Origin of the sequence: Pseudomonas sp. DCB_AW, from assembly GCF_026240895.1 — a bacterium.
Classification (GTDB): domain Bacteria; phylum Pseudomonadota; class Gammaproteobacteria; order Pseudomonadales; family Pseudomonadaceae; genus Aquipseudomonas; species Aquipseudomonas kermanshahensis.
This window is the reverse complement of the sequence record NZ_JAPFCE010000010.1, coordinates 96416-114548: the sequence shown is the minus strand read 5'-3', so window position 1 is coordinate 114548 and position 18133 is coordinate 96416. Positions and strand designations below refer to the sequence as shown.

The following is an 18133-nucleotide window of genomic DNA, read 5'->3' as shown; positions in this document are numbered from 1 at the left end:
TGTTGAACAGTGTGAAGCCGTTGCGTCACTCAACGATCGCAGGCTGGGCGCCAAGACGAAACTGGCAAAAATGCTAGGTAGCGGACATGAAAAAGCCCCGTGAGTAGGGCTCACGGGGCTTCTTGACTACGGGCGTGTAAGGCAATCAGACCAGCGGATCACCGACATGCAGGATCTTCATGCCGTTGGTGCCACCGATGGTGTGGTAGCTGTCGCCCTTGGTCAGGATCACCCAGTCACCTTGTTGCACCAAACCACGCTTGAGCAGTTCGTCGACCGCCGCCTGGCTCACCTTGTCGGCCGGCAGCGAAGCCGGGTCGAAGGCGATCGGGTAGACACCGCGGAACATCGAGACGCGAGCCTGGGTAGCGCGGTGCGGCGACAGGGCGAAGATCGGCACGTGCGAACGCAGGCGCGACATGATCAGCGGGGTGTAGCCACTCTCGGTGAGGGCGATGATCGCCTTGACACCCGGGAAGTGGTTGGCGGTGTACATGGCCGCCAGGGCGATGCTTTCGTCGCAACGCTCGAAGGTGGTGTGCAGGCGGTGGCTGGACTTCTGGTTGGTCGGGTGCTTCTCGGCACCCTGGCAGATGCGCGCCATGGCCTGGACGGCTTCGATCGGGTAAGCGCCGGCGGCACTTTCGGCCGACAGCATCACCGCATCGGTGTTGTCCAGCACGGCGTTGGCCACGTCGGACACTTCGGCGCGGGTCGGCATCGGGTTCTGGATCATCGACTCCATCATCTGGGTCGCCACGATCACCGCTTTGTTGTTGCGGCGGGCGTGCTGGATGATCTTCTTCTGGATGCCGATCAGCTCGGCGTCGCCGATTTCCACGCCCAGGTCGCCACGGGCAACCATGACGGCGTCGGAGGCGGCGATCAGCTTGTCGAGGGTTTCGTCGTCGGCAACGGCTTCGGCACGCTCGATCTTGGCCACCAGCCAGGCGCTGCCGCCGGCCTCGTCACGCAGCTTGCGGGCGTATTCCATGTCGCTGGCGTCACGTGGGAACGATACGGCCAGGTAGTCCAGGTCCATTTCCGCGGCCAGCTTGATGTCGGCCTTGTCTTTTTCGGTCAGGGCCGGTGCGGTCAGGCCGCCACCTTTGCGGTTGATGCCTTTGTGGTCCGACAGCGGGCCACCGATGATCACTACGCAGTGCAGTGCATCAGCAGTGGCGGTCTCGACGCGCATGACCACACGGCCGTCGTCGAGCAGCAGTTCGTCACCGACGCCGCAGTCCTTGACCAGGTCGGGATAGTCGATACCGACGATGTCCTGGTTGCCTTCGGTCAGCGGGTGGGCGGTGGAGAAGGTGAACTTGTCACCGATCTTCAGTTCGATGCGCTTGTTGCTGAACTTGGCGATGCGGATCTTCGGACCTTGCAGGTCGCCCAGCAATGCGACGTGGCGGCCGTTCTTGGCCGCGATTTCACGGATCAGGCGAGCGCGCGCCTTGTGCTCGTCCGGCGTGCCGTGGGAGAAGTTCAGACGTGCCACGTCCAGGCCGGCAAGGATCAGTTGTTCGATCACTTCCGGCGAGTTGCTGGCGGGGCCAAGGGTGGCGACGATTTTGGTACGGCGGATGGTCATGCACAGACTCCTATAGTGAAGCGCAGCGAAAGGCTACTCCTGAATCTCGCTGTAGTCATTGTTCCGTTGCACTACCTGCGACCAAGGCAGGGTAGCGTTTGAACGGTCAGGGCATCCTTGCAAAAGGGTGTGAAGATTTATGGGCAAAGGCCGATACACTGGCATCAAAGGAGACCCCTCATGCGAGCCCTGATCGTTTTAGCCTTGGCGGCCAGCGCCGTCGGCTGCACCCGCTGGTCCATGGACCACCACTTGAACAATGCCTACCGTGCCTACGACCGCGGTGATTGCCAGCGGGTGATGCTGGAGCTTTCGCAGGTCGACCGCACCAGCCGCGCGCGACCGTTCGTCCACCCCGAGGTGTCGCTGCTGCGTGGCCAGTGCCTGGAACGCCAGAAACTGTTCGTGGACGCTGCACAGACCTACGAGTACATGATCCATGCCTACCCGGGCAACGAATACGCGTACCGCGCCCAGGCCCGGCTGCAGACCCTCGAGAAGCTTGGCCATTACCGTGGCGCCGAGGCTGCCGTGGCCAACCCGGTGCAGACCACCCCTTGGCGTTAACACCAAGGTGTGATTTATTTCACGGGATTAACCGCGCGCGCTGCGCTAATCTGTAACTCAGTTGTTACAACAACCGCCAGTACCGCGCATTCCTGGCACCGGGTACGGACTGCACTTGTGATCATCTTCAACAAGCGGCATATCGAACGCCATCAGTTGCCCTGCGTTCTCAAGGTCTTCAACCGTTTTACCGATCAGCCGATCGGCCAGCTGGGTAATGCCTCAGAAGACGGGTTGATGCTCATCAGCCAACTGCCGGTGCTGGTCGGGCCGGATTACGAGCTGCAACTGCGTTTGCCGCTGGCCGGTGGCGGGTATCAGTTCATCAACCTCACCGCCAGTTGCCTGTGGTGCCGCGAAGACCAGACGCCCGGCCATTACGACTCTGGCTTCATGTTGCTGCAGGCGCCCCGCGAGTACGACGAGTTCGTTCGCTCTCTGCACGACTATTTCAGTTTCCGCCCCGCCAACGCTTCCGCTAGAGCCGAGTAGGCTAGAATCGGGTCGACCTCGATACAGGACGACCCCGTGAGCTCCAGCATTTTCTGGCACGACTACGAAACCACTGGCATCAACCCGCGCTGCGACCGGCCGCTGCAGGTGGCCGGTGTGCGCACCGACTTCGACCTCAACGAAATCGAAGAACCGATCAGCCTCTATTGCCGCCCCTCGGACGATATCCTGCCGCACCCGGCTGCTTGCCTGGTCACCGGCATCACCCCGCAACAGTTGGAAACCCAAGGGCTGTGCGAAGCCGAATTCATGACCCGGGTGCACGCGCAACTGGCGCGCCCAGGCACCTGTGGCGCCGGCTACAACACCCTGCGCTTTGACGATGAAGTGACGCGCTACAGCCTTTACCGCAACTTTTTCGACCCTTATGCCCGTGAGTGGCAGGGCGGCAACAGCCGCTGGGACCTGATCGACATCGTGCGCACGGCCTACGCCTTGCGCCCTGAAGGCATCGAGTGGCCGCAGCAGGATGGCCGTACCAGCCTGCGTCTGGAGCTGCTTAGCAAAGCCAATGGCATCGACCATGGCCACGCCCACGAGGCACTTTCCGACGTGCGGGCCACGATTGCCCTGGCGCGCTTGATCCGGCAGAAACAGCCGAAATTGTATGAGTGGCTGTTTCAGCTACGCAGTAAACAAAAAGTGATGGAACAGGTCCGTTTGTTGCAGCCGCTGGTACATATTTCGGGGCGTTTTTCGGCGGCCCGTAATTACCTGGGTGTGGTCCTGCCGCTGGCGTGGCACCCGCGCAATCGCAATGCCCTGATTGTCTGCGACCTGCATCAGGAAACCCTACCGTTATTGCGGGAAAGTCCTGAAGTTCTTCGTCAGCGCTTGTATACCCGCCACGAAGAATTGGCCGAGGGCGAATTACCCGTTCCGCTTAAATTGGTGCAGATCAATCGTTGCCCAGTGCTGGCGCCACTCTCGGTATTGCGCCCGGCCGATCAACAACGGTTGGGCATCGACTTGACGTTGTTACAATCGCGTGGCGAACAGCTGGCCAATCAACAAGCACACTGGCAAGACAAGCTGGAACACATCTACGGCAAGGATGATTTCACGCCAAGTGAAGATCCTGAACAACAGTTGTATGACGGTTTTCTGGGCGACCGTGATCGGCGTTTGTGTGAGCAAGTTCGCACGCTGGAACCCGCGCAATTGGGCCAGGGGCACTGGATGTTCGATGACCCGCGCATGCCTGAACTGTTGTTCCGTTATCGGGCTCGCAACTTCCCTGAGACCTTGAACAGTGAAGAGCGTCAGCGTTGGTATGGCTTCTGCCAGCAACGCCTGAGCGACCCGCAGTGGGGCGCGCCGAATACCCTGGGTGATTTCGAGCAGGCGCGGCAGCGTGCCTGGGAAGGCGCCGACGAGGCGGGCCGGCGGGTTCTGGATGCGTGGCAGGAACACGCGCGAAAACTGCAGGCACAATTTGCAATTGCGCAGTGAATGGAAAAACAAAAACGCCGGCATTGAGCCGGCGTTTTTTTGTTGCGCTAAGCAACGTTGAGCGTGCGGACAATCAGTCCAGCAGGGTCGCCCAGCTTTCAACCACGTCACCACCCCACTTGGCTTTCCATTCTTTCAGGGTTTTGTGGTTGCCGCCTTTGGTTTCGATCACTTCACCATTGTGCGGGTTCTTGTATTGCTTGACCTTGCGCGCACGCTTAGTGGCGGTAGGCTTGACCGCGCCGCGAGGCGCTTTGCTCAGTTTCGACTCTGGGTCGAGCAGGGCAATCACATCACGCAGCGACTTGGAGTACTCGCCCATCAGCGTGCGCAGTTTGCCTTCGAACTCCAGCTCTTGCTTCAGCTTGTCGTCTTGCGACAGGTTGGCCAGGCGGGCTTGAAGTTCCTTGATGGCTTCTTCGGTGGCGCGGTACTCGTTAATCAGGGACATGGAGAGTTCCTTTAATGCGTGTTCAGAAATGTGTGGGCCAATAATAGACAGGCGATACTCGCAAGTAAACATACAAATGGGCCATTAACTGTTAATTAAGCTGTGACAACATTTCTCTGCGTGAACAAAAATTTACATTAGCCCTGCGTTTTGTCATGCCGCTGAACAGGGCCACGTCTTGTGTGCCTGGCGGTGTGCACAACGCACGCGGTGCGATCCATACTGCGTTTTTCCTGGCGGGCCGCTAGAATGAGCGCCTTTGCGAAGTTCTGGAGTCTCATTCATGCGCACCTATCGTCTGGTGATCGCCTGCCCCGACCGTGTTGGCATCGTGGCGAAAGTCAGTAATTTCCTGGCCTTGTACAATGGCTGGATCAACGAAGCCAGCCACCACTCCGATGAACAGAGTGGTTGGTTCTTCATGCGTCATGAAATCCGTGCCGAATCCCTGCCATTCGGTATCGAGGCATTCCGCGAGGCGTTCGCGCCCATCGCCGAAGAGTTCTCCATGACCTGGCGTGTGACCGACTCGGCGCAAAAGAAGCGCGTGGTGTTGATGGCCAGCCGCGAATCCCACTGCCTGGCCGACCTGCTGCACCGCTGGCACACCGATGAGCTGGATTGCGATATCCCCTGCGTTATCTCCAACCACAACGACCTGCGCAGCATGGTCGAGTGGCACGGCATTCCGTTCTTCCATGTACCGGTCGACCCCAAGGACAAAGCGCCAGCCTTCGCCGAAGTGTCGCGCCTGGTCCAGGAGCACGCGGCCGACGTGGTAGTGCTGGCTCGCTACATGCAAATCCTGCCGCCGCAGCTGTGCCAGGACTACGCTGAAAAAGTGATCAACATCCACCACAGCTTCCTGCCGTCGTTCGTCGGCGCCAAGCCTTACCATCAAGCGGCCCTGCGCGGCGTGAAGCTGATCGGTGCGACGTGCCACTACGTGACCGAAGAGCTGGATGCCGGCCCGATCATCGAGCAGGACGTGGTACGTGTCAGCCATGCCGACAGTATCGAAGACATGGTCCGCTTCGGCCGTGATGTCGAGAAGATGGTGCTGGCCCGCGGCCTGCGTTATCACCTCGAGGACCGCGTGCTGGTGCACGGCAACAAGACTGTAGTGTTCGACTGATACAGACACGGGGCTGCGATGCAGCCCCCAGACTGGGGATGTTGTATGGCAAACTCGCGCAATAAACCCACCGCCTCACTACCGCCAACCCTCGGCGAGGGCTGCCTGGCCCGCTATGACCCCGAGGCCCTGAGCGACGCCGACGGCACCGACTTCCCCGGTGCAGCCGAACTCTGGCAGCAACTCAACCCGCCTGACGCCGCCAACGCTCCAGCAGCGGGCGTGCCAGCAAACAAGCGAACACCGGCCCACCTGCCAGCAGATAAAAGTAGTAAGTGACCGCGCGCCAGATAACGATCGCTGCCGCCGCTGTCGAACTGCCTACCAAGGGTGTGAGCAGGCTTGCCGAGGTCAATTCGGCGGCACCTGCGCCCCCCGGCAACAGGCTGAACTGGCCGGCGCTGAGCGAGAGCATCTGCACCAGGAAGCTGGGGATCCACGACAGCTCCACGCCCAACCCCTTCAGCACCAGGTACAGCACGCTGTAGCGCAGGCCCCAATGCGCGCAGGTCAGGGTGAACACCAGTGCCAGCGTGCGCTTGGGCAGGCGCCAGGTTTGTGCCAGGGCGTCGATGAAGTGCAGCAGCTTGCGCGCCCAGCGGCGTTTACGCCCCGCAGATACCCCCAGGCGCTGTAATAGGCGACCGTTCAAGCGCATCAGCCCACGCCGGTAGCGCAGCAACCCCAGCACTACGACCAATGCCGCACACAGCAACAGTGCGCTGCCCAGCAACATGCTTTGCTGGCTGTGCCCCAGGCGGTGGAACAACGCATAGCCGGCGATCGCCAGCATCGCGCAGAAGAAAAACAGCAAGTCGTTCAACTGGTCCATGGCGAATACCGCGCCGCTGCGCGCCGGGCCAATGCGGTCGCGCGCCAGCAGGGCCATGAGGGTCAGCGGGCCGCCGCTGCCGCCAGGGGTGGTACAGATGGCGAACTCGGTGGCCATGACCACGCCGAGGCTGCGCAGGTAACGCAGTTGTGCGCCTTGCTGGCCGAGCAGCAGGCGCAGGCGAATGGCGTTGATCACCCAGCACAGCACGATCATGCCCAGTAGCATCAGTAACAGGCCGGGGTCGAAGCGTTGCAGCCTGGGCAGCAGTTCGCTGCCGCCCAGCAGCGTTGGTACCAACACCGCGCCCAGCAGGGCCAGGCCTAGCCAGCCCAGGCGATTCATGCGCTGGCCTGGCGGTCCAGCCAGGCGGACTTGGTCAACGGCTCGCGGCCCTCTGCCAGCAGCGCCTGCAGGGTGTGTAGCCAGTAGTCGCGTGATACGCGGTGGCGCATGTCCACCGGGTGCAGGCCGAGGCGCAGGGTCTGCGCGCCACGCCAGCGTTGGCATTGCCAGTCGCAAAGCACCTTCGACACCCTTCGGCGCCAGGCGCTGCGTGCGCTCCACACCAGGCCGGGGGCCTCGATGGCGGTAAACTCAGGCAGGCGGTACAGGTGCTGCGGTGTGCTGGTGTAGCGCAGCGGCAATTGGCGCAGGGCTTGGCGCGTGCCTTCGCTCATCAGCCAGGCGGGGGCGACGAAGCCGGCAACCGGCCAGGCTTGCCGCTCGAACACCGCCAGGCCTTGTTCCAGGCGAGCTAGCGCCTGACGTTGATCCAGCCCATAGAATTCGCCTTCATGGGTATAGATGCGGCGCATGAAGAATGCGCCGGGGCTGCGCGGTGGCGCGCCGTCGTCAGCATGGTAGTAGCCATGCAGCGCCAGCTCATCACCCAGTGCCAGGCGCCGGTCGAGCAGGCGGCAGAACGTGGGCGAGCGGTGCAGGGGGTTGCGGTGGTGAAAGTCTGGCACCACCAGCCAGGTCATGGGTACACCGCCAAGCTTGTCGACGGCTTCGACGAAGGGTTGGTAGTCGGGCCAGGTCTCGGGCGCGATGTCGTGCAGCACCAGCATCAGGCTGCGTGCTGCGCTGCCGGTTTCAGCCATGGGCCCGCGCCCGCGGTTGGTGGCCGAGCACGGCCTGGTAATGCTGCAGCAGGCCGGCGACCACGTTGTCCCATGAGTAGTGTTGCTCGACATGGCGGCGGGCTTGGGTGCCGAGGGTACGCACACCCTCTTCGAACACCTGGCGCACCGCCTGCGCCATCGCCGCCCCGTCATTGGCCTGGCACAGCCGCCCGCACTGTTCGTTGACGATCTCGCCAAAGGCACCGGCACGCACCGCCACCACTGGCGTCGCGCTGGCCATGGCTTCGAGAATGACCAGGCCGAAGGTTTCCTGGTCCCCGGCATGCACCAGCAGGTCGGCACTGGCCATCAGCCTGGCGACCTCCTGCGGCGGGCAGAAGTGGTCGATTACGCTGACGTTCTGCGGCACATTCACAGGCATGTTTGAGCCCACCAGCAACAGGTGGTAGGGCCGCCCCAGGCGCTGCATGCAGTCGAGCAGAACCGGCAGGTTCTTTTCCCGTGAGCCACGGCCGGCGTAGATCAGCAGGCGGCTGGTGTCGGCAATCCCAAGTTCCGCGCGCAGGTGCGGGTCGCGGTGGTCGGGGTTGAAGGTGGCCAGGTCTACACCCAGGCGCTGCACATGCACATCGCGTATGCCCAGCCGGCGCAGTTTGTCGGCCATCACCTGGCTGGGGGCCAGCACCCGGTCGAAGTTGCCGTACAGCTTGCTGACGTAGGCTTCGACATTGGGCGTGAACCAATTGCCCATGCGGTTGCTGACCAGCAGCGGCAGGTCGGAATGGTAGAAGCCAATCACCGGCACATCGAGCTGGCGGCGTGCCTCCAGGGCAGCCCAAGCGGTCAGGTACGGGTCGCCGACTTCGATCAGGTCGGGTTTGAGGCTGCGCAGTACATTGCACCAAGGCGCCAGGCGCACCGGGAAGCGGTAGCCATTGCCAAAGGGCAGGGGAGGGGCCGGCACCTGGTAGATGCCATCGGTGTGTTGCGCGCTGGCGCCGGGGATCAACAAGCTGTGGCGCACGCCTTGGATGGCATCGAGGCGGCGGTGTTTGGCATCAAGATAGGTACGTACGCCACCACTGGCGGGGGCGTAGAACATGGTGATGTCGGCAATGTGCACGATCAGCATCCCTCCGGGATCGTCTTCGGGTCTGTCATCCGGCCGTAATGGGCCGGCGATGACGCGCCTAAAGGTTGACCTACCAGAAGGATAGTTTGTTCGATCGAGGTTGGGCTGGTTGCTGCGGGCTTGTAGGCGCAGCCTTTTGCTGCGAAGAGGTCGGCACGGACGCTACAGCTTTGTGGGCTGAGCTGGCCTCTTCGCAGCGCAAGTCTGCGCCTACAGGGGGCTATTGAACCGTCATTAGATGCGGAAGCTGCCCACCAGGTGTTTCAGGCGCGAAGCCTGTTGCTCCAGGTCCGAACACGCGCGCAGGGTGGCCTGCAGGTTTTCGACACCTTCCTGGTTGAGCATGTTGATCTCGTTGATGTCCATGTTGATCGCCTCGACCACGGCTGTCTGCTCTTCGGTGGCGGTGGCCACCGACTGGTTCATGCCGTCGATCTCGCCGATACGCACCGTCACGCTGTCCAGCCGCTCGCCGGCCTGGTTGGCGATCTGCACGCTGTCCTGGCTGTGGCGCTGGCTCTGGCCCATGGTGTCGACCGACTCGCGGGCACCGACCTGCAGTTCTTCGATCATGGTCTGCACCTGTTGTGCCGACTCTTGGGTGCGGTGTGCCAGGTTGCGCACCTCGTCGGCGACCACGGCAAAGCCACGCCCGGCTTCACCGGCGCGGGCGGCTTCGATCGCCGCGTTCAAGGCCAGCAGGTTGGTCTGCTGGGAGATGCTGGTGATGACTTCGAGAATCTGGCCGATGTTGACGGTCTTGCTGTTGAGCGTCTCGATGTGCGCACTGGAGGTGACGATCAGGTCGGACAGGCGGTTCATCGCGGCGATGTTGCGCTCGACCACCTGCTGGCCTTCTTCGGCCAGCAGCCGTGCGGAGCTGGCGTGTTGCGAAGCCTGGGCAGCATTGCCGGCGATTTCCTGTGCGGCGGCGCCCAGTTCGTTGATGGCGGCGGCGACGCTGTTGGTGCGGTTGGATTGCTCGTCCGAGTTGGTCATCGACGAGTTCGAGGCGCTGATCACGCGCAGGGCCACTTCATTGACCTGCTCGGTGGCCGAAGACACTTCGCGGATGGAGCCGTGGATACGCTCGACGAAGCGGTTGAAGGCGCTGCCGAGCAGGCCGAATTCGTCGTGGTTGTGAATGCGCAGACGCTTGGTCAGGTCGCCTTCGCCTTCGGCGATGTCTTCCATGGCGCGGGTCATGGTCAGCAACGGTTGCATCAGTACGCGAATCAGCAGGCCGAGCAGGCCGATGATGATGACCACCGCGACCAGCGTAGCGATCACCGCCGAGGTGCGGAAGGTGCTGAGCATGGAGAAGGCTTTGTCCTTGTCCACCGACAGGCCGATGTACCAGTTGGCTGAAGGCAGGCCTTTGATCGGGGTGAAGGTGAGCAGGCGGGTCTCGCCCTGGGCCTGGACTTCTGTCAGCTCACCGGACAGTTTCGGCGTGTGCTGAGGGAACAGGTCTGACAGCGATTTCATCACCAGGCTCTGGTCCGGGTGTACTAGGATTTTACCTTGGTCGTTGACCAGGAAGGCGTAGCCCATGCCGCCGAAGTTCAGCGAGTTGATGATCTGCACCAAGCCGTCGAGGGCCAGGTCGCCGCCGACCACGCCCACGCTGTTGGAGACCTTGCTGAGGATGCCGATGACCATCTTGTTGGTGGTCATGTCGATGTACGGCTCGGTCAACGTTGCGCCAGAGGCGTTCATGCCGTCCTTGTACCAGGGGCGGGTACGCGGGTCATAACCCTCAGGCATCTTGGCGTCCGGGCGCACGCTGAAACCGCCATCGACCTTGCCCAGGTACACCGTGAGGAAGCTTGTGATCAGCGCATTCTGCCCCATCAGGGTTTCAGCGTCGTTGGGGGCCTGGGCAATGTTCTGTGCCAGGTTCTCCACCAGCTTTATACGGCCTTCGAACAGGTTGCGGATATTGGTCGAAGTCGACTCGCCCATTTCAGTCAGATAATTCTCCAGATCCTCTCTGATGGCATTACGCTGGAGATAATCGTTATAGAGGGTGAACAGGCTGAAGGCGAGTATCACGATCAGTGAGGCCGCCAAGAGAATCTTGTGGCTGAAACGAAGGCTTTTGCTCATGGAGTAATCGGTTCCGCTAAGGTTTTATCGGGCGTTCGCACGAATACATCTGCAAGACAGTGCAACATCCCGGGAAGTCCTAGTTGGGTTGTTACTGTGTTCTAGGCGAATATCACCCCGAGGTATCGGCCGATACGCGGCAAAGCTTGAGAAGAGGATGAAAGAAGATGTCGGATTCTTCGCAAATAGTTGTAGGGGCCGGCCTTGATGGTCAGCCTGTCAATCAAGCCATGCGCCTCGCCAACCGTCACGGCCTGGTGGCCGGCGCCACGGGCACCGGCAAGACGGTCACCTTGCAGCACCTGGCCGAGGTGTTCAGTGATGCGGGCGTGGCAGTGTTCGCGGCCGATGTAAAAGGCGACCTGTGCGGCCTGGGTGCGGCGGGCGCACCGCAGGGCAAGGTGGCCGAACGCATTGCCGGCATGCCGTGGTTGGGGCATACGCCGCAGGCTTATCCGGTAAGCCTGTGGGATATCGCCGGGCAGTCCGGCCACCCCTTGCGCACGACCCTCAGCGAAATGGGGCCGCTGCTGCTGGGTAACCTGCTGGAACTGACCGACAGCCAGCAGGCAGCCTTGTATGCGGCATTCAAGGTGGCCGACCGTGAAGGCCTGCTGTTGCTCGACCTCAAGGACCTCAAGGCGCTGCTGGCGCACCTGAAGGACAACCCGCAGATGCTGGGTGAAGACAGCGCGCTGATGACCAGTGCCTCCACCCAGGCCTTGCTGCGTCGCCTGGCGACACTGGAGCAGCAAGGTGCCGAGGCGCTGTTCGGTGAGCCCGCGTTGCAACTCGAAGACTTGCTGCGGCCTGGCAGTGACGGCCGTGGGCGCATCCACCTGCTCGATGCCAGCCGGCTGGTGCATGAAGCGCCGAAGGTGTATGCAACCTTCCTGCTGTGGCTGTTGGCGGAGTTGTTCGAACAGTTGCCTGAGCGCGGCGATGCCGACAAGCCAGTACTGGCGCTGTTCTTCGATGAAGCGCACTTGCTGTTCAATGGCACGCCCAAGGCGTTGCAGGACCGCCTGGAGCAGGTGGTTCGGCTGATTCGCTCCAAGGGCGTGGGGGTCTACTTCGTGACCCAGTCGCCAGGTGATCTACCCGATGCGGTGCTGGCCCAATTGGGTTTGCGCATCCAGCATGGTTTGCGTGCGTTCACCGCAAAAGAGCAGAAGTCGCTCCGGGCCGTGGCCGATGGTTTCCGCCCCAACCCCGCATTCGACAGCCTGGCGGTGCTGACCGAGCTGGGTATTGGTGAAGCGTTGGTCGGTACGCTGGAAGAGAAGGGCACCCCCGCCATGGTGCAGCGGGTGCTGATCGCGCCGCCGCAGTCGCGTATCGGGCCATTGAGTGCGGCTGAGCGCACTGCGTTGATTACCTCGTCACCGCTGGCCGGGCGTTATGACAAGCCGGTGGACCGTGAATCGGCTTATGAAATGCTCACTCAGCGCAAAGGTGAGCCTGTCGAGCCAGCGCCAGTGCCGAAGGCCGATGAAGAGAGCTTTGCCGACAAGGCTGGCGATTTTTTGCAGAGTGCTGCGGGGCAGGCGATCAAGTCCGCCGTGCGGCAGGCGGCCAATCAGTTGGGGCGGCAATTGGTGCGCGGGCTGATGGGGTCGTTATTGGGGGGCAAGAAGCGCTAGCAGCGCCACGCACTGCAGGAGCAGCCTTGCGCTGCGAAGAGGCCGGTACAGCCCATGAAGCTGTAGTGCCTTTGCCGATGTATTCGCAGCGCAAGGCTGCTCCTACAGGGGCGCGCTAATATGAAAAAGGCGCCCGAAGGCGCCTTTTTCTACAGCGGTGTCGCTCAGCCGATTGCCTTGGACGCCAGCCAGAACAGGCCAGCTGCCAAGCCCATCGAGGCAGGCAGGGTCAGGATCCACGCCAGCAGGATGGTCTTCACGGTGCCGCCTTGCAGGCCGCTCTTGTTGGCGACCATGGTACCGGCCACGCCGGACGACAACACGTGGGTGGTCGATACCGGCAGGCTGAACACGTTGGCCATGCCGATGGCACAGGCCGCGGTGATCTGCGCCGACATGCCCTGGGCGTAGGTCATGCCCTGCTTGCCGATCTTCTCGCCAACGGTCAGAACCACGCGCTTCCAGCCGACCATGGTACCCAGGCCCAAGGCCAGGGCAACGGCCACGATCACCCAGAACGGTGCGTATTCGGTGGTGGCGGTGAGGTCTTTGCGCAGCTTCTCCAGGTCTGCCTTTTCACGGGCATCCAGGCCTGGCAGCTTGCCGACCTTTTTCGCCGTGTCATCCAGGCAGAGCAGGTAGCGGCGAACTTCCACGCGCTTCTCGGCATCCAGGGTGTGGTAGTCGGTCACGCCCTTGAGCGAGGCCTGCAGAGCGGCGATGGTCGGCTCGGTCTGCTGCGGGTTGCAGCTGAACTGCTCCGGCAGGTCGCTGGCCTTGGCCTTGCCCAATGCCAGGAACTCACCCAGGGTGGCGGCATTGCGCTCGTAGAACTGGCTCATGTGCAAGGTGGCGTCGCGGGTGCGTTCGATCTGATAGGTGGTGCTGTTCAGGTCGAGCACGAACTTGGCCGGTACGATACCGATCAGCACCAGCATGATCAGGCCAATGCCTTTCTGGCCATCGTTGGAGCCGTGCACGAAGCTCACGCCCATGGCCGAAATCACCAGTACCAGGCGGTTCCAGAACGGCGGGTGCTTCTTGTCGTCGAGCTTGCGGCGCTGTTCAGGCGTCTTGTGCATCTTCGACAGCGGGCGCCACCATTTAAGGCCGATCAGCACCAGCGCAGCGACCGCGAAGCCGGCCATGGGCGAGACCACCAGCGACATGGCGATGTCGATCGCCTTCTGCCAGTTGACGCCATCGCCCAGCGGGATGTCGTTGATCAGGGCGTTGGCCAGGCCAACACCGAGGATCGAGCCGATCAGCGTGTGCGAGCTGGAAGCCGGGATACCGAAGTACCAGGTGCCCAGGTTCCAGGTGATGGCCGCAGCCAACAGCGAGAAGACCATGGCCAGGCCGTGTCCGGTGTTCACATTGATCAGCAGCTCTACCGGCAGCAGGTGAACGATGGCATAGGCCACCCCGACACCACCGAGCAGAACGCCGAGGAAGTTGAACACGCCGGAGAAGAACACGGCGAGGTGCGGCGGCATGGCTTTGGTATAGATGACGGTAGCTACCGCGTTGGCGGTGTCATGAAAGCCATTGATGAACTCGAAGGCGAGTACGAAGGTCAAGGCGAGCAGGAGGCTCACCAACACCCAGGCATCCAGTCCGCTGAATAAATCGATCATGAAGGTTGTCTGGCGGTCTTAGGGGGGCGGGATTATGCCAGAAAATATTGGCAATCGATGCACCTGCTACAGACCAATAGCACGCACTGTGACGCAGCCTTCACGCGCTTGCCAACGCTTGCATGAATAGTAGCGTCCGCAAAAAAGCGTGAAATATTCAAAAAATCGGCAAATGTCTGGGAAATAATCGACGCTTGATTGATTCAAACGGCCGTATGAAATTTGTGTAATTCCATTTCATCATCGACCTCTGAGTAAAGATCGACCGCGCCCGGGCAGGCCGGGCGACGACGCGGAAGGCGGAACGTTGCGCTTACGGCTTGTCGCTGCGCAGTTCCTTTTCCATTTTTTCCAGTTCCTGGTTGAACGCCTGGTCACGCACGCTGGCGCGCTTGCGCCACGGTTTGCGTTCGGGGTCCGGTTGAGCGGCGTAAGTGGTCACTTCACCACCGTAAACATCCTTGTAACGTTCAGCCTGGCGCTCGAGTTCTGCGCGCAGTTCATCTTTCGTCACAGTAGTACCTGAGTAAGTTGAATTAAGACTGTTGTTTTAGCTGTACAGCATGCCCCTGCGCATACAAAGGATGCCACAGGGAAAGCAGAGGGGGTGCCATACAGAACCTGCACATGCGTGGGTTGCCCGTAAGTGCTGGAGACAGCGGTGTGTTCCATTACCACAGCAACAAGGCGTACAACCCAATCGATTATAGCAACCGATAATTCTTCGAACAGGGATATTTACCAAAGCCTGACATGCCCGTCGAAGTAGTTGGGCTCAATGGGTAACGCGTCACACCGTGCGTATAACTTTGAAAGGTGCAAGCGGCAAAAGTTCGTCGGCCAGCCGTGGCGAACGCAGAAAGTAAAACGGCCTCGCACAAGGCGAGGCCGTTGCCTGGGACTTCTACGGTGGGTACCTGACCAGTCTCTCCAAAGAAGCCACAAAGTGGCATGAGAAAGGTATAAGCAAAAGTGTCAGCGGTCAATTGCGATTATCGGCCGTTCGTTCGATAATCGCACGAACCAGCGTTTTTTTTGAGGTGAGCGATGAGCGACGAAACAGCGGCCAACGAATCTGCCAACCCAGAGTCGGCACGCCCTGCCGCACCCGCCCTGGCGCCGCCGATCGTGGCGTCGCCGGCCAAGCGTATTCAGGCGTTTACTGGCGACCCGGATTTCATGACCTCCCTCGCGCGTGGGCTGGCAGTCATCCAGGCGTTTCAGGAGCGCAAGCGCCACCTGACCATCGCCCAGATCAGCCACCGCACCGAGATCCCTCGCGCAGCCGTGCGCCGTTGCCTGCATACCTTGATCAAGCTGGGCTATGCGACGACTGACGGGCGCACGTATTCACTGCTGCCCAAGGTGCTGACCCTGGGCCATGCCTACCTGTCGTCGACGCCATTGGCGATTTCTGCGCAGCCGTACCTGGACCGCATCAGTGACCAACTGCACGAGGCGGCCAACATGGCCACCCTCGAAGGTGACGACATCCTTTATATAGCTCGATCGGCGACTGTGGAGCGGTTGATCTCGGTCGACCTGTCGGTCGGCGGGCGCTTGCCGGCCTACTGCACGTCGATGGGGCGCATTCTGCTGGCGGCGATGGACGACACCAGCCTGCGCGAGTACCTCGACCGGGCTGACCTCAAGCCGCGCACCAGCCGCACCTTGCACGATGCCGAATCGTTGTTTGCCTGCATTCAGCAAGTACGAGCCCAGGGCTGGTGCGTGGTGGACCAGGAGCTGGAGCAAGGGCTGCGTTCCATCGCCGTGCCGATCTATGACGCTTCGGGGCAGGTGCTGGCTGCATTGAACGTCAGCACCCACGTCGGGCGTGTGACGCGCAGCGAACTGGAGCAGCGCTTCTTGCCGATCCTGCTGGCAGCCAGTCGAGACCTTTGCCATCAATTGTTTGGTTGATGCCGCGCAAGGGAGGGCCGCTGAGCGCCCTTCCTGCCCCATTATCGAGCACGGAAGCCTTTCCTGTTCGATAAACGCACAATGTCGTGCTCAGTGAATTGCGTCGTCCCGGTAGGCTGATTAATGTCTCTCGCAACGGTCGGCTTTGCCGACCGAACAAGAAAAACATGTGAGGCACATACCATGACTACTGTCCCATCGCTGCCGCGGCCGCACCCGCTCGCAGCACTGTTGTATCCAGGCTGACGCAGGCCGCCATCCTCCTATTATCGAACCCTGTACTTGCGCGCTGAGTGCAGTGGCATGGCCGTGCCCTAATTCTGGATAACAACAATGAACCAACCGCAAACCAACGTCGGCAAATGCCTCGACGTCCAGTCGTTCATCAACGACCAGCCGCTGTCCCGCTATCAATGGCGTGTCGTGCTGCTGTGTTTTCTGATCGTTTTCCTCGATGGCCTGGACACTGCCGCCATGGGCTTCATCGCCCCGGCCTTGTCGCAGGAGTGGGGCATCGACCGCGCCAGCCTCGGCCCGGTCATGAGTGCCGCGTTGATCGGCATGGTGTTCGGCGCACTGGGCTCAGGCCCGCTGGCCGACCGTTTCGGGCGTAAAGGCGTACTGGTGGCTGCCGTGCTGGTGTTCGGCGGCTTCAGCCTGGCCTCGGCCTACGCGACCAACGTCGACCAGTTGTTGGTCCTGCGCTTCCTCACCGGGCTTGGCCTGGGTGCAGGTATGCCCAATGCGACGACGCTGCTGTCCGAATACACCCCTGAGCGGCTCAAATCGCTGCTGGTGACCAGCATGTTCTGCGGCTTCAACCTGGGCATGGCGGGCGGTGGGTTTATCTCCGCGAAGATGATCCCGGCGTATGGCTGGCATAGCCTGCTGGTGATCGGTGGCGTGCTGCCGCTGTTGCTGGCGGTGGTGCTGCTGGTCTGGTTGCCGGAGTCGGCACGCTTCCTGGTAGTGCGTAATCGCGGTACGGATAAAGTCCGCAAAACCCTGGCGCCGATTGCGCCGCAGGTAGTGGCCCAGGCGGCCAGCTTCAGCGTGCCGGAGCAAAAGGCGGTGGCGGCGCGCAACGTATTCGCGGTCATCTTCTCGGGCACCTACGGCCTGGGCACGATGTTGCTGTGGCTGACTTACTTCATGGGCTTGGTGATTGTCTATCTGTTGACCAGCTGGCTGCCGACCCTGATGCGTGACAGCGGGGCCAGCATGGAGCAGGCGGCGTTCATTGGCGCACTGTTCCAGTTTGGCGGCGTGCTGAGCGCAGTCGGGGTGGGCTGGGCCATGGATCGCTTCAACCCGCACAAGGTCATCGGCATTTTCTACCTGCTGGCCGGGGTGTTTGCCTACGCAGTTGGGCAGAGCCTGGGCAACATCACCCTGCTCGCCACTCTGGTACTGGTCGCTGGTATGTGCGTCAACGGGGCGCAGTCGGCCATGCCGTCGCTGGCTGCCCGCTTCTACCCAACCCAAGGGCGCGCCACGGGCGTTTCGTGGATGCTGGGCATCGGCCGCTTTGGCGCGATCCTCGGCGCCTGGAGTGGTGCGACGCTGCTGGGCCTGGGCTGGAATTTCGAACAGGTGCTGACAGCGCTGCTGGTGCCGGCGGCATTGGCGACGGTGGGTGTGGTCGTGAAAGGGCTGGTCAGCCACGCGGACGCGACCTGAGTGCCGAAGGGGGCCGCTTTGCGGCCCATTCGCAGCACAAGGCTGCTCCTACAGTAGAAATACATAAATGGTTCGATAATCGCACATAAGGTCGATTATCGGATTGTAAGGGACCTACCAGTCTCCTTAATCTGAACGCACTGATGAACCCTGACCGGGAGTCTCCAAAGCGAGCCGGCACCCCATGAATTCGCTGTCGCTGCGGTTCATTCGGGGGCCAATCCGCGAGCAGATCGTTGCGGCCATCCGCTGGGCGATCCGCTTTGCCGGCGACGTGCAGACCACCACCGAATCCACCCGAATCGAGATGTCCGCCTTACGCGACCTCGAAGCCCATACCGCCGCGGCCCATGGCCAGATGGCAGGAGAAGCCA

At 61.6% G+C, this 18133-nt stretch carries 15 protein-coding genes and 1 pseudogene; 8 read left to right on the top strand and 8 right to left on the bottom strand.

The features are described 5' to 3' along the window. Nucleotides 1–145: 145 nt before the first annotated feature. Nucleotides 146–1597, bottom strand: coding sequence for a pyruvate kinase (gene pyk / locus OO306_RS09225; protein ID WP_027594073.1), 1452 nt, complete (start codon nucleotides 1595–1597; stop codon nucleotides 146–148). A gap of 180 nt (nucleotides 1598–1777) precedes the next feature. Between pyk and OO306_RS09220 the strand changes: the two genes are divergently transcribed. From OO306_RS09220 to sbcB, 3 genes are all read left to right on the top strand, one after another. Continuing rightward, a complete protein-coding gene (locus OO306_RS09220; RefSeq protein WP_099430337.1) occupies nucleotides 1778–2164 on the top strand; it encodes a tol-pal system YbgF family protein in 387 nt (128 codons plus the stop codon). A 123-nt stretch (nucleotides 2165–2287) separates the two neighbouring features. After that, on the top strand, nucleotides 2288–2656 hold the full coding sequence (locus OO306_RS09215) for a PilZ domain-containing protein (RefSeq protein WP_265968461.1): 369 nt from the start codon (nucleotides 2288–2290) through the stop codon (nucleotides 2654–2656). A gap of 36 nt (nucleotides 2657–2692) precedes the next feature. Next, a complete protein-coding gene (gene sbcB, locus OO306_RS09210) occupies nucleotides 2693–4129 on the top strand; it encodes an exodeoxyribonuclease I (RefSeq protein WP_027594076.1) in 1437 nt (478 codons plus the stop codon). Nucleotides 4130–4202: 73 nt separating this feature from the next. Here the strand turns inward: sbcB and mvaT are convergent, their stop codons facing one another. Then, nucleotides 4203–4580 (bottom strand): histone-like nucleoid-structuring protein MvaT, encoded by a 378-nt coding sequence (gene mvaT, locus OO306_RS09205; RefSeq protein ID WP_027594077.1) that lies wholly within the window; start codon nucleotides 4578–4580, stop codon nucleotides 4203–4205. Nucleotides 4581–4863: 283 nt separating this feature from the next. On the opposite strand from mvaT, the gene purU reads away from it, so the two are divergent. Beyond that, nucleotides 4864–5715, top strand: a complete 852-nt coding sequence (gene purU, locus OO306_RS09200; RefSeq protein WP_027594078.1) for a formyltetrahydrofolate deformylase — start codon at nucleotides 4864–4866, stop codon at nucleotides 5713–5715. A 184-nt stretch (nucleotides 5716–5899) separates the two neighbouring features. Here the strand turns inward: purU and OO306_RS09195 are convergent, their stop codons facing one another. The 4 genes from OO306_RS09195 to OO306_RS09180 form a co-directional block, all read right to left on the bottom strand. Next, nucleotides 5900–6892, bottom strand: coding sequence for a lysylphosphatidylglycerol synthase transmembrane domain-containing protein (locus OO306_RS09195; RefSeq protein WP_265968441.1), 993 nt, complete (start codon nucleotides 6890–6892; stop codon nucleotides 5900–5902). Then, entirely contained in the window at nucleotides 6889–7653 is a 765-nt protein-coding gene (locus tag OO306_RS09190; protein WP_265968439.1) for a DUF2334 domain-containing protein, read from the bottom strand. Before OO306_RS09190 ends, OO306_RS09195 begins: the two co-directional genes overlap by 4 nt. Then, nucleotides 7646–8767 (bottom strand): glycosyltransferase family 1 protein, encoded by a 1122-nt coding sequence (locus tag OO306_RS09185; protein ID WP_099455203.1) that lies wholly within the window; start codon nucleotides 8765–8767, stop codon nucleotides 7646–7648. The genes OO306_RS09190 and OO306_RS09185 overlap by 8 nt, the downstream gene beginning before the upstream one ends. Nucleotides 8768–9001: 234 nt before the next feature. Then, the gene (locus OO306_RS09180) at nucleotides 9002–10876 is read right to left on the bottom strand and encodes a methyl-accepting chemotaxis protein (RefSeq protein WP_027594082.1); all 1875 of its coding nucleotides are present in this window, start codon (nucleotides 10874–10876) and stop codon (nucleotides 9002–9004) included. A gap of 167 nt (nucleotides 10877–11043) precedes the next feature. On the opposite strand from OO306_RS09180, the gene OO306_RS09175 reads away from it, so the two are divergent. Further along, nucleotides 11044–12519, top strand: a complete 1476-nt coding sequence (locus OO306_RS09175; protein WP_027594083.1) for a helicase HerA-like domain-containing protein — start codon at nucleotides 11044–11046, stop codon at nucleotides 12517–12519. 164 nt (nucleotides 12520–12683) lie between these two features. On the opposite strand, the gene OO306_RS09170 is transcribed toward OO306_RS09175, so the two are convergent. Together OO306_RS09170 and OO306_RS09165 are read right to left on the bottom strand one after the other, a co-directional pair. Continuing rightward, on the bottom strand, nucleotides 12684–14156 hold the full coding sequence (locus tag OO306_RS09170; RefSeq protein WP_027594084.1) for an inorganic phosphate transporter: 1473 nt from the start codon (nucleotides 14154–14156) through the stop codon (nucleotides 12684–12686). 313 nt (nucleotides 14157–14469) lie between these two features. After that, the gene (locus OO306_RS09165) at nucleotides 14470–14670 is read right to left on the bottom strand and encodes a hypothetical protein (protein WP_027594085.1); all 201 of its coding nucleotides are present in this window, start codon (nucleotides 14668–14670) and stop codon (nucleotides 14470–14472) included. A 533-nt stretch (nucleotides 14671–15203) separates the two neighbouring features. On the opposite strand from OO306_RS09165, the gene pcaR reads away from it, so the two are divergent. The 3 genes and pseudogenes from pcaR to OO306_RS09150 all read left to right on the top strand — a co-directional run. Then, nucleotides 15204–16079, top strand: coding sequence for a pca regulon transcriptional regulator PcaR (pcaR, locus tag OO306_RS09160; RefSeq protein ID WP_050580745.1), 876 nt, complete (start codon nucleotides 15204–15206; stop codon nucleotides 16077–16079). A gap of 333 nt (nucleotides 16080–16412) precedes the next feature. Next, nucleotides 16413–17759: an MFS transporter gene (locus OO306_RS09155; RefSeq protein WP_099430330.1), complete on the top strand. Its 1347-nt coding sequence runs from the start codon at nucleotides 16413–16415 to the stop codon at nucleotides 17757–17759. 183 nt (nucleotides 17760–17942) lie between these two features. Further along, nucleotides 17943–18132, top strand: a pseudogene (locus tag OO306_RS09150) (CoA-transferase subunit beta); the annotation flags it as partial. Nucleotide 18133 lies beyond the last annotated feature (1 nt).

Excerpts from the sequence above, each read along its gene's own strand:
- pyk (WP_027594073.1), bottom strand. The coding sequence starts at position 1,597 with ATGACCATCCGCCGTACCAAAATCGTCGCCACCCTTGGCCCCGCCAGC.
- OO306_RS09220 (WP_099430337.1), top strand. The coding sequence starts at position 1,778 with ATGCGAGCCCTGATCGTTTTAGCCTTGGCGGCCAGCGCCGTCGGCTGC.
- mvaT (WP_027594077.1), bottom strand. The coding sequence starts at position 4,580 with ATGTCCCTGATTAACGAGTACCGCGCCACCGAAGAAGCCATCAAGGAA.
- purU (WP_027594078.1), top strand. The coding sequence starts at position 4,864 with ATGCGCACCTATCGTCTGGTGATCGCCTGCCCCGACCGTGTTGGCATC.
- OO306_RS09195 (WP_265968441.1), bottom strand. The coding sequence starts at position 6,892 with ATGAATCGCCTGGGCTGGCTAGGCCTGGCCCTGCTGGGCGCGGTGTTG.
- OO306_RS09190 (WP_265968439.1), bottom strand. The coding sequence starts at position 7,653 with ATGGCTGAAACCGGCAGCGCAGCACGCAGCCTGATGCTGGTGCTGCAC.
- OO306_RS09185 (WP_099455203.1), bottom strand. The coding sequence starts at position 8,767 with ATGCTGATCGTGCACATTGCCGACATCACCATGTTCTACGCCCCCGCC.
- OO306_RS09180 (WP_027594082.1), bottom strand. The coding sequence starts at position 10,876 with ATGAGCAAAAGCCTTCGTTTCAGCCACAAGATTCTCTTGGCGGCCTCA.
- OO306_RS09175 (WP_027594083.1), top strand. The coding sequence starts at position 11,044 with ATGTCGGATTCTTCGCAAATAGTTGTAGGGGCCGGCCTTGATGGTCAG.
- OO306_RS09170 (WP_027594084.1), bottom strand. The coding sequence starts at position 14,156 with ATGATCGATTTATTCAGCGGACTGGATGCCTGGGTGTTGGTGAGCCTC.
- pcaR (WP_050580745.1), top strand. The coding sequence starts at position 15,204 with ATGAGCGACGAAACAGCGGCCAACGAATCTGCCAACCCAGAGTCGGCA.
- OO306_RS09155 (WP_099430330.1), top strand. The coding sequence starts at position 16,413 with ATGAACCAACCGCAAACCAACGTCGGCAAATGCCTCGACGTCCAGTCG.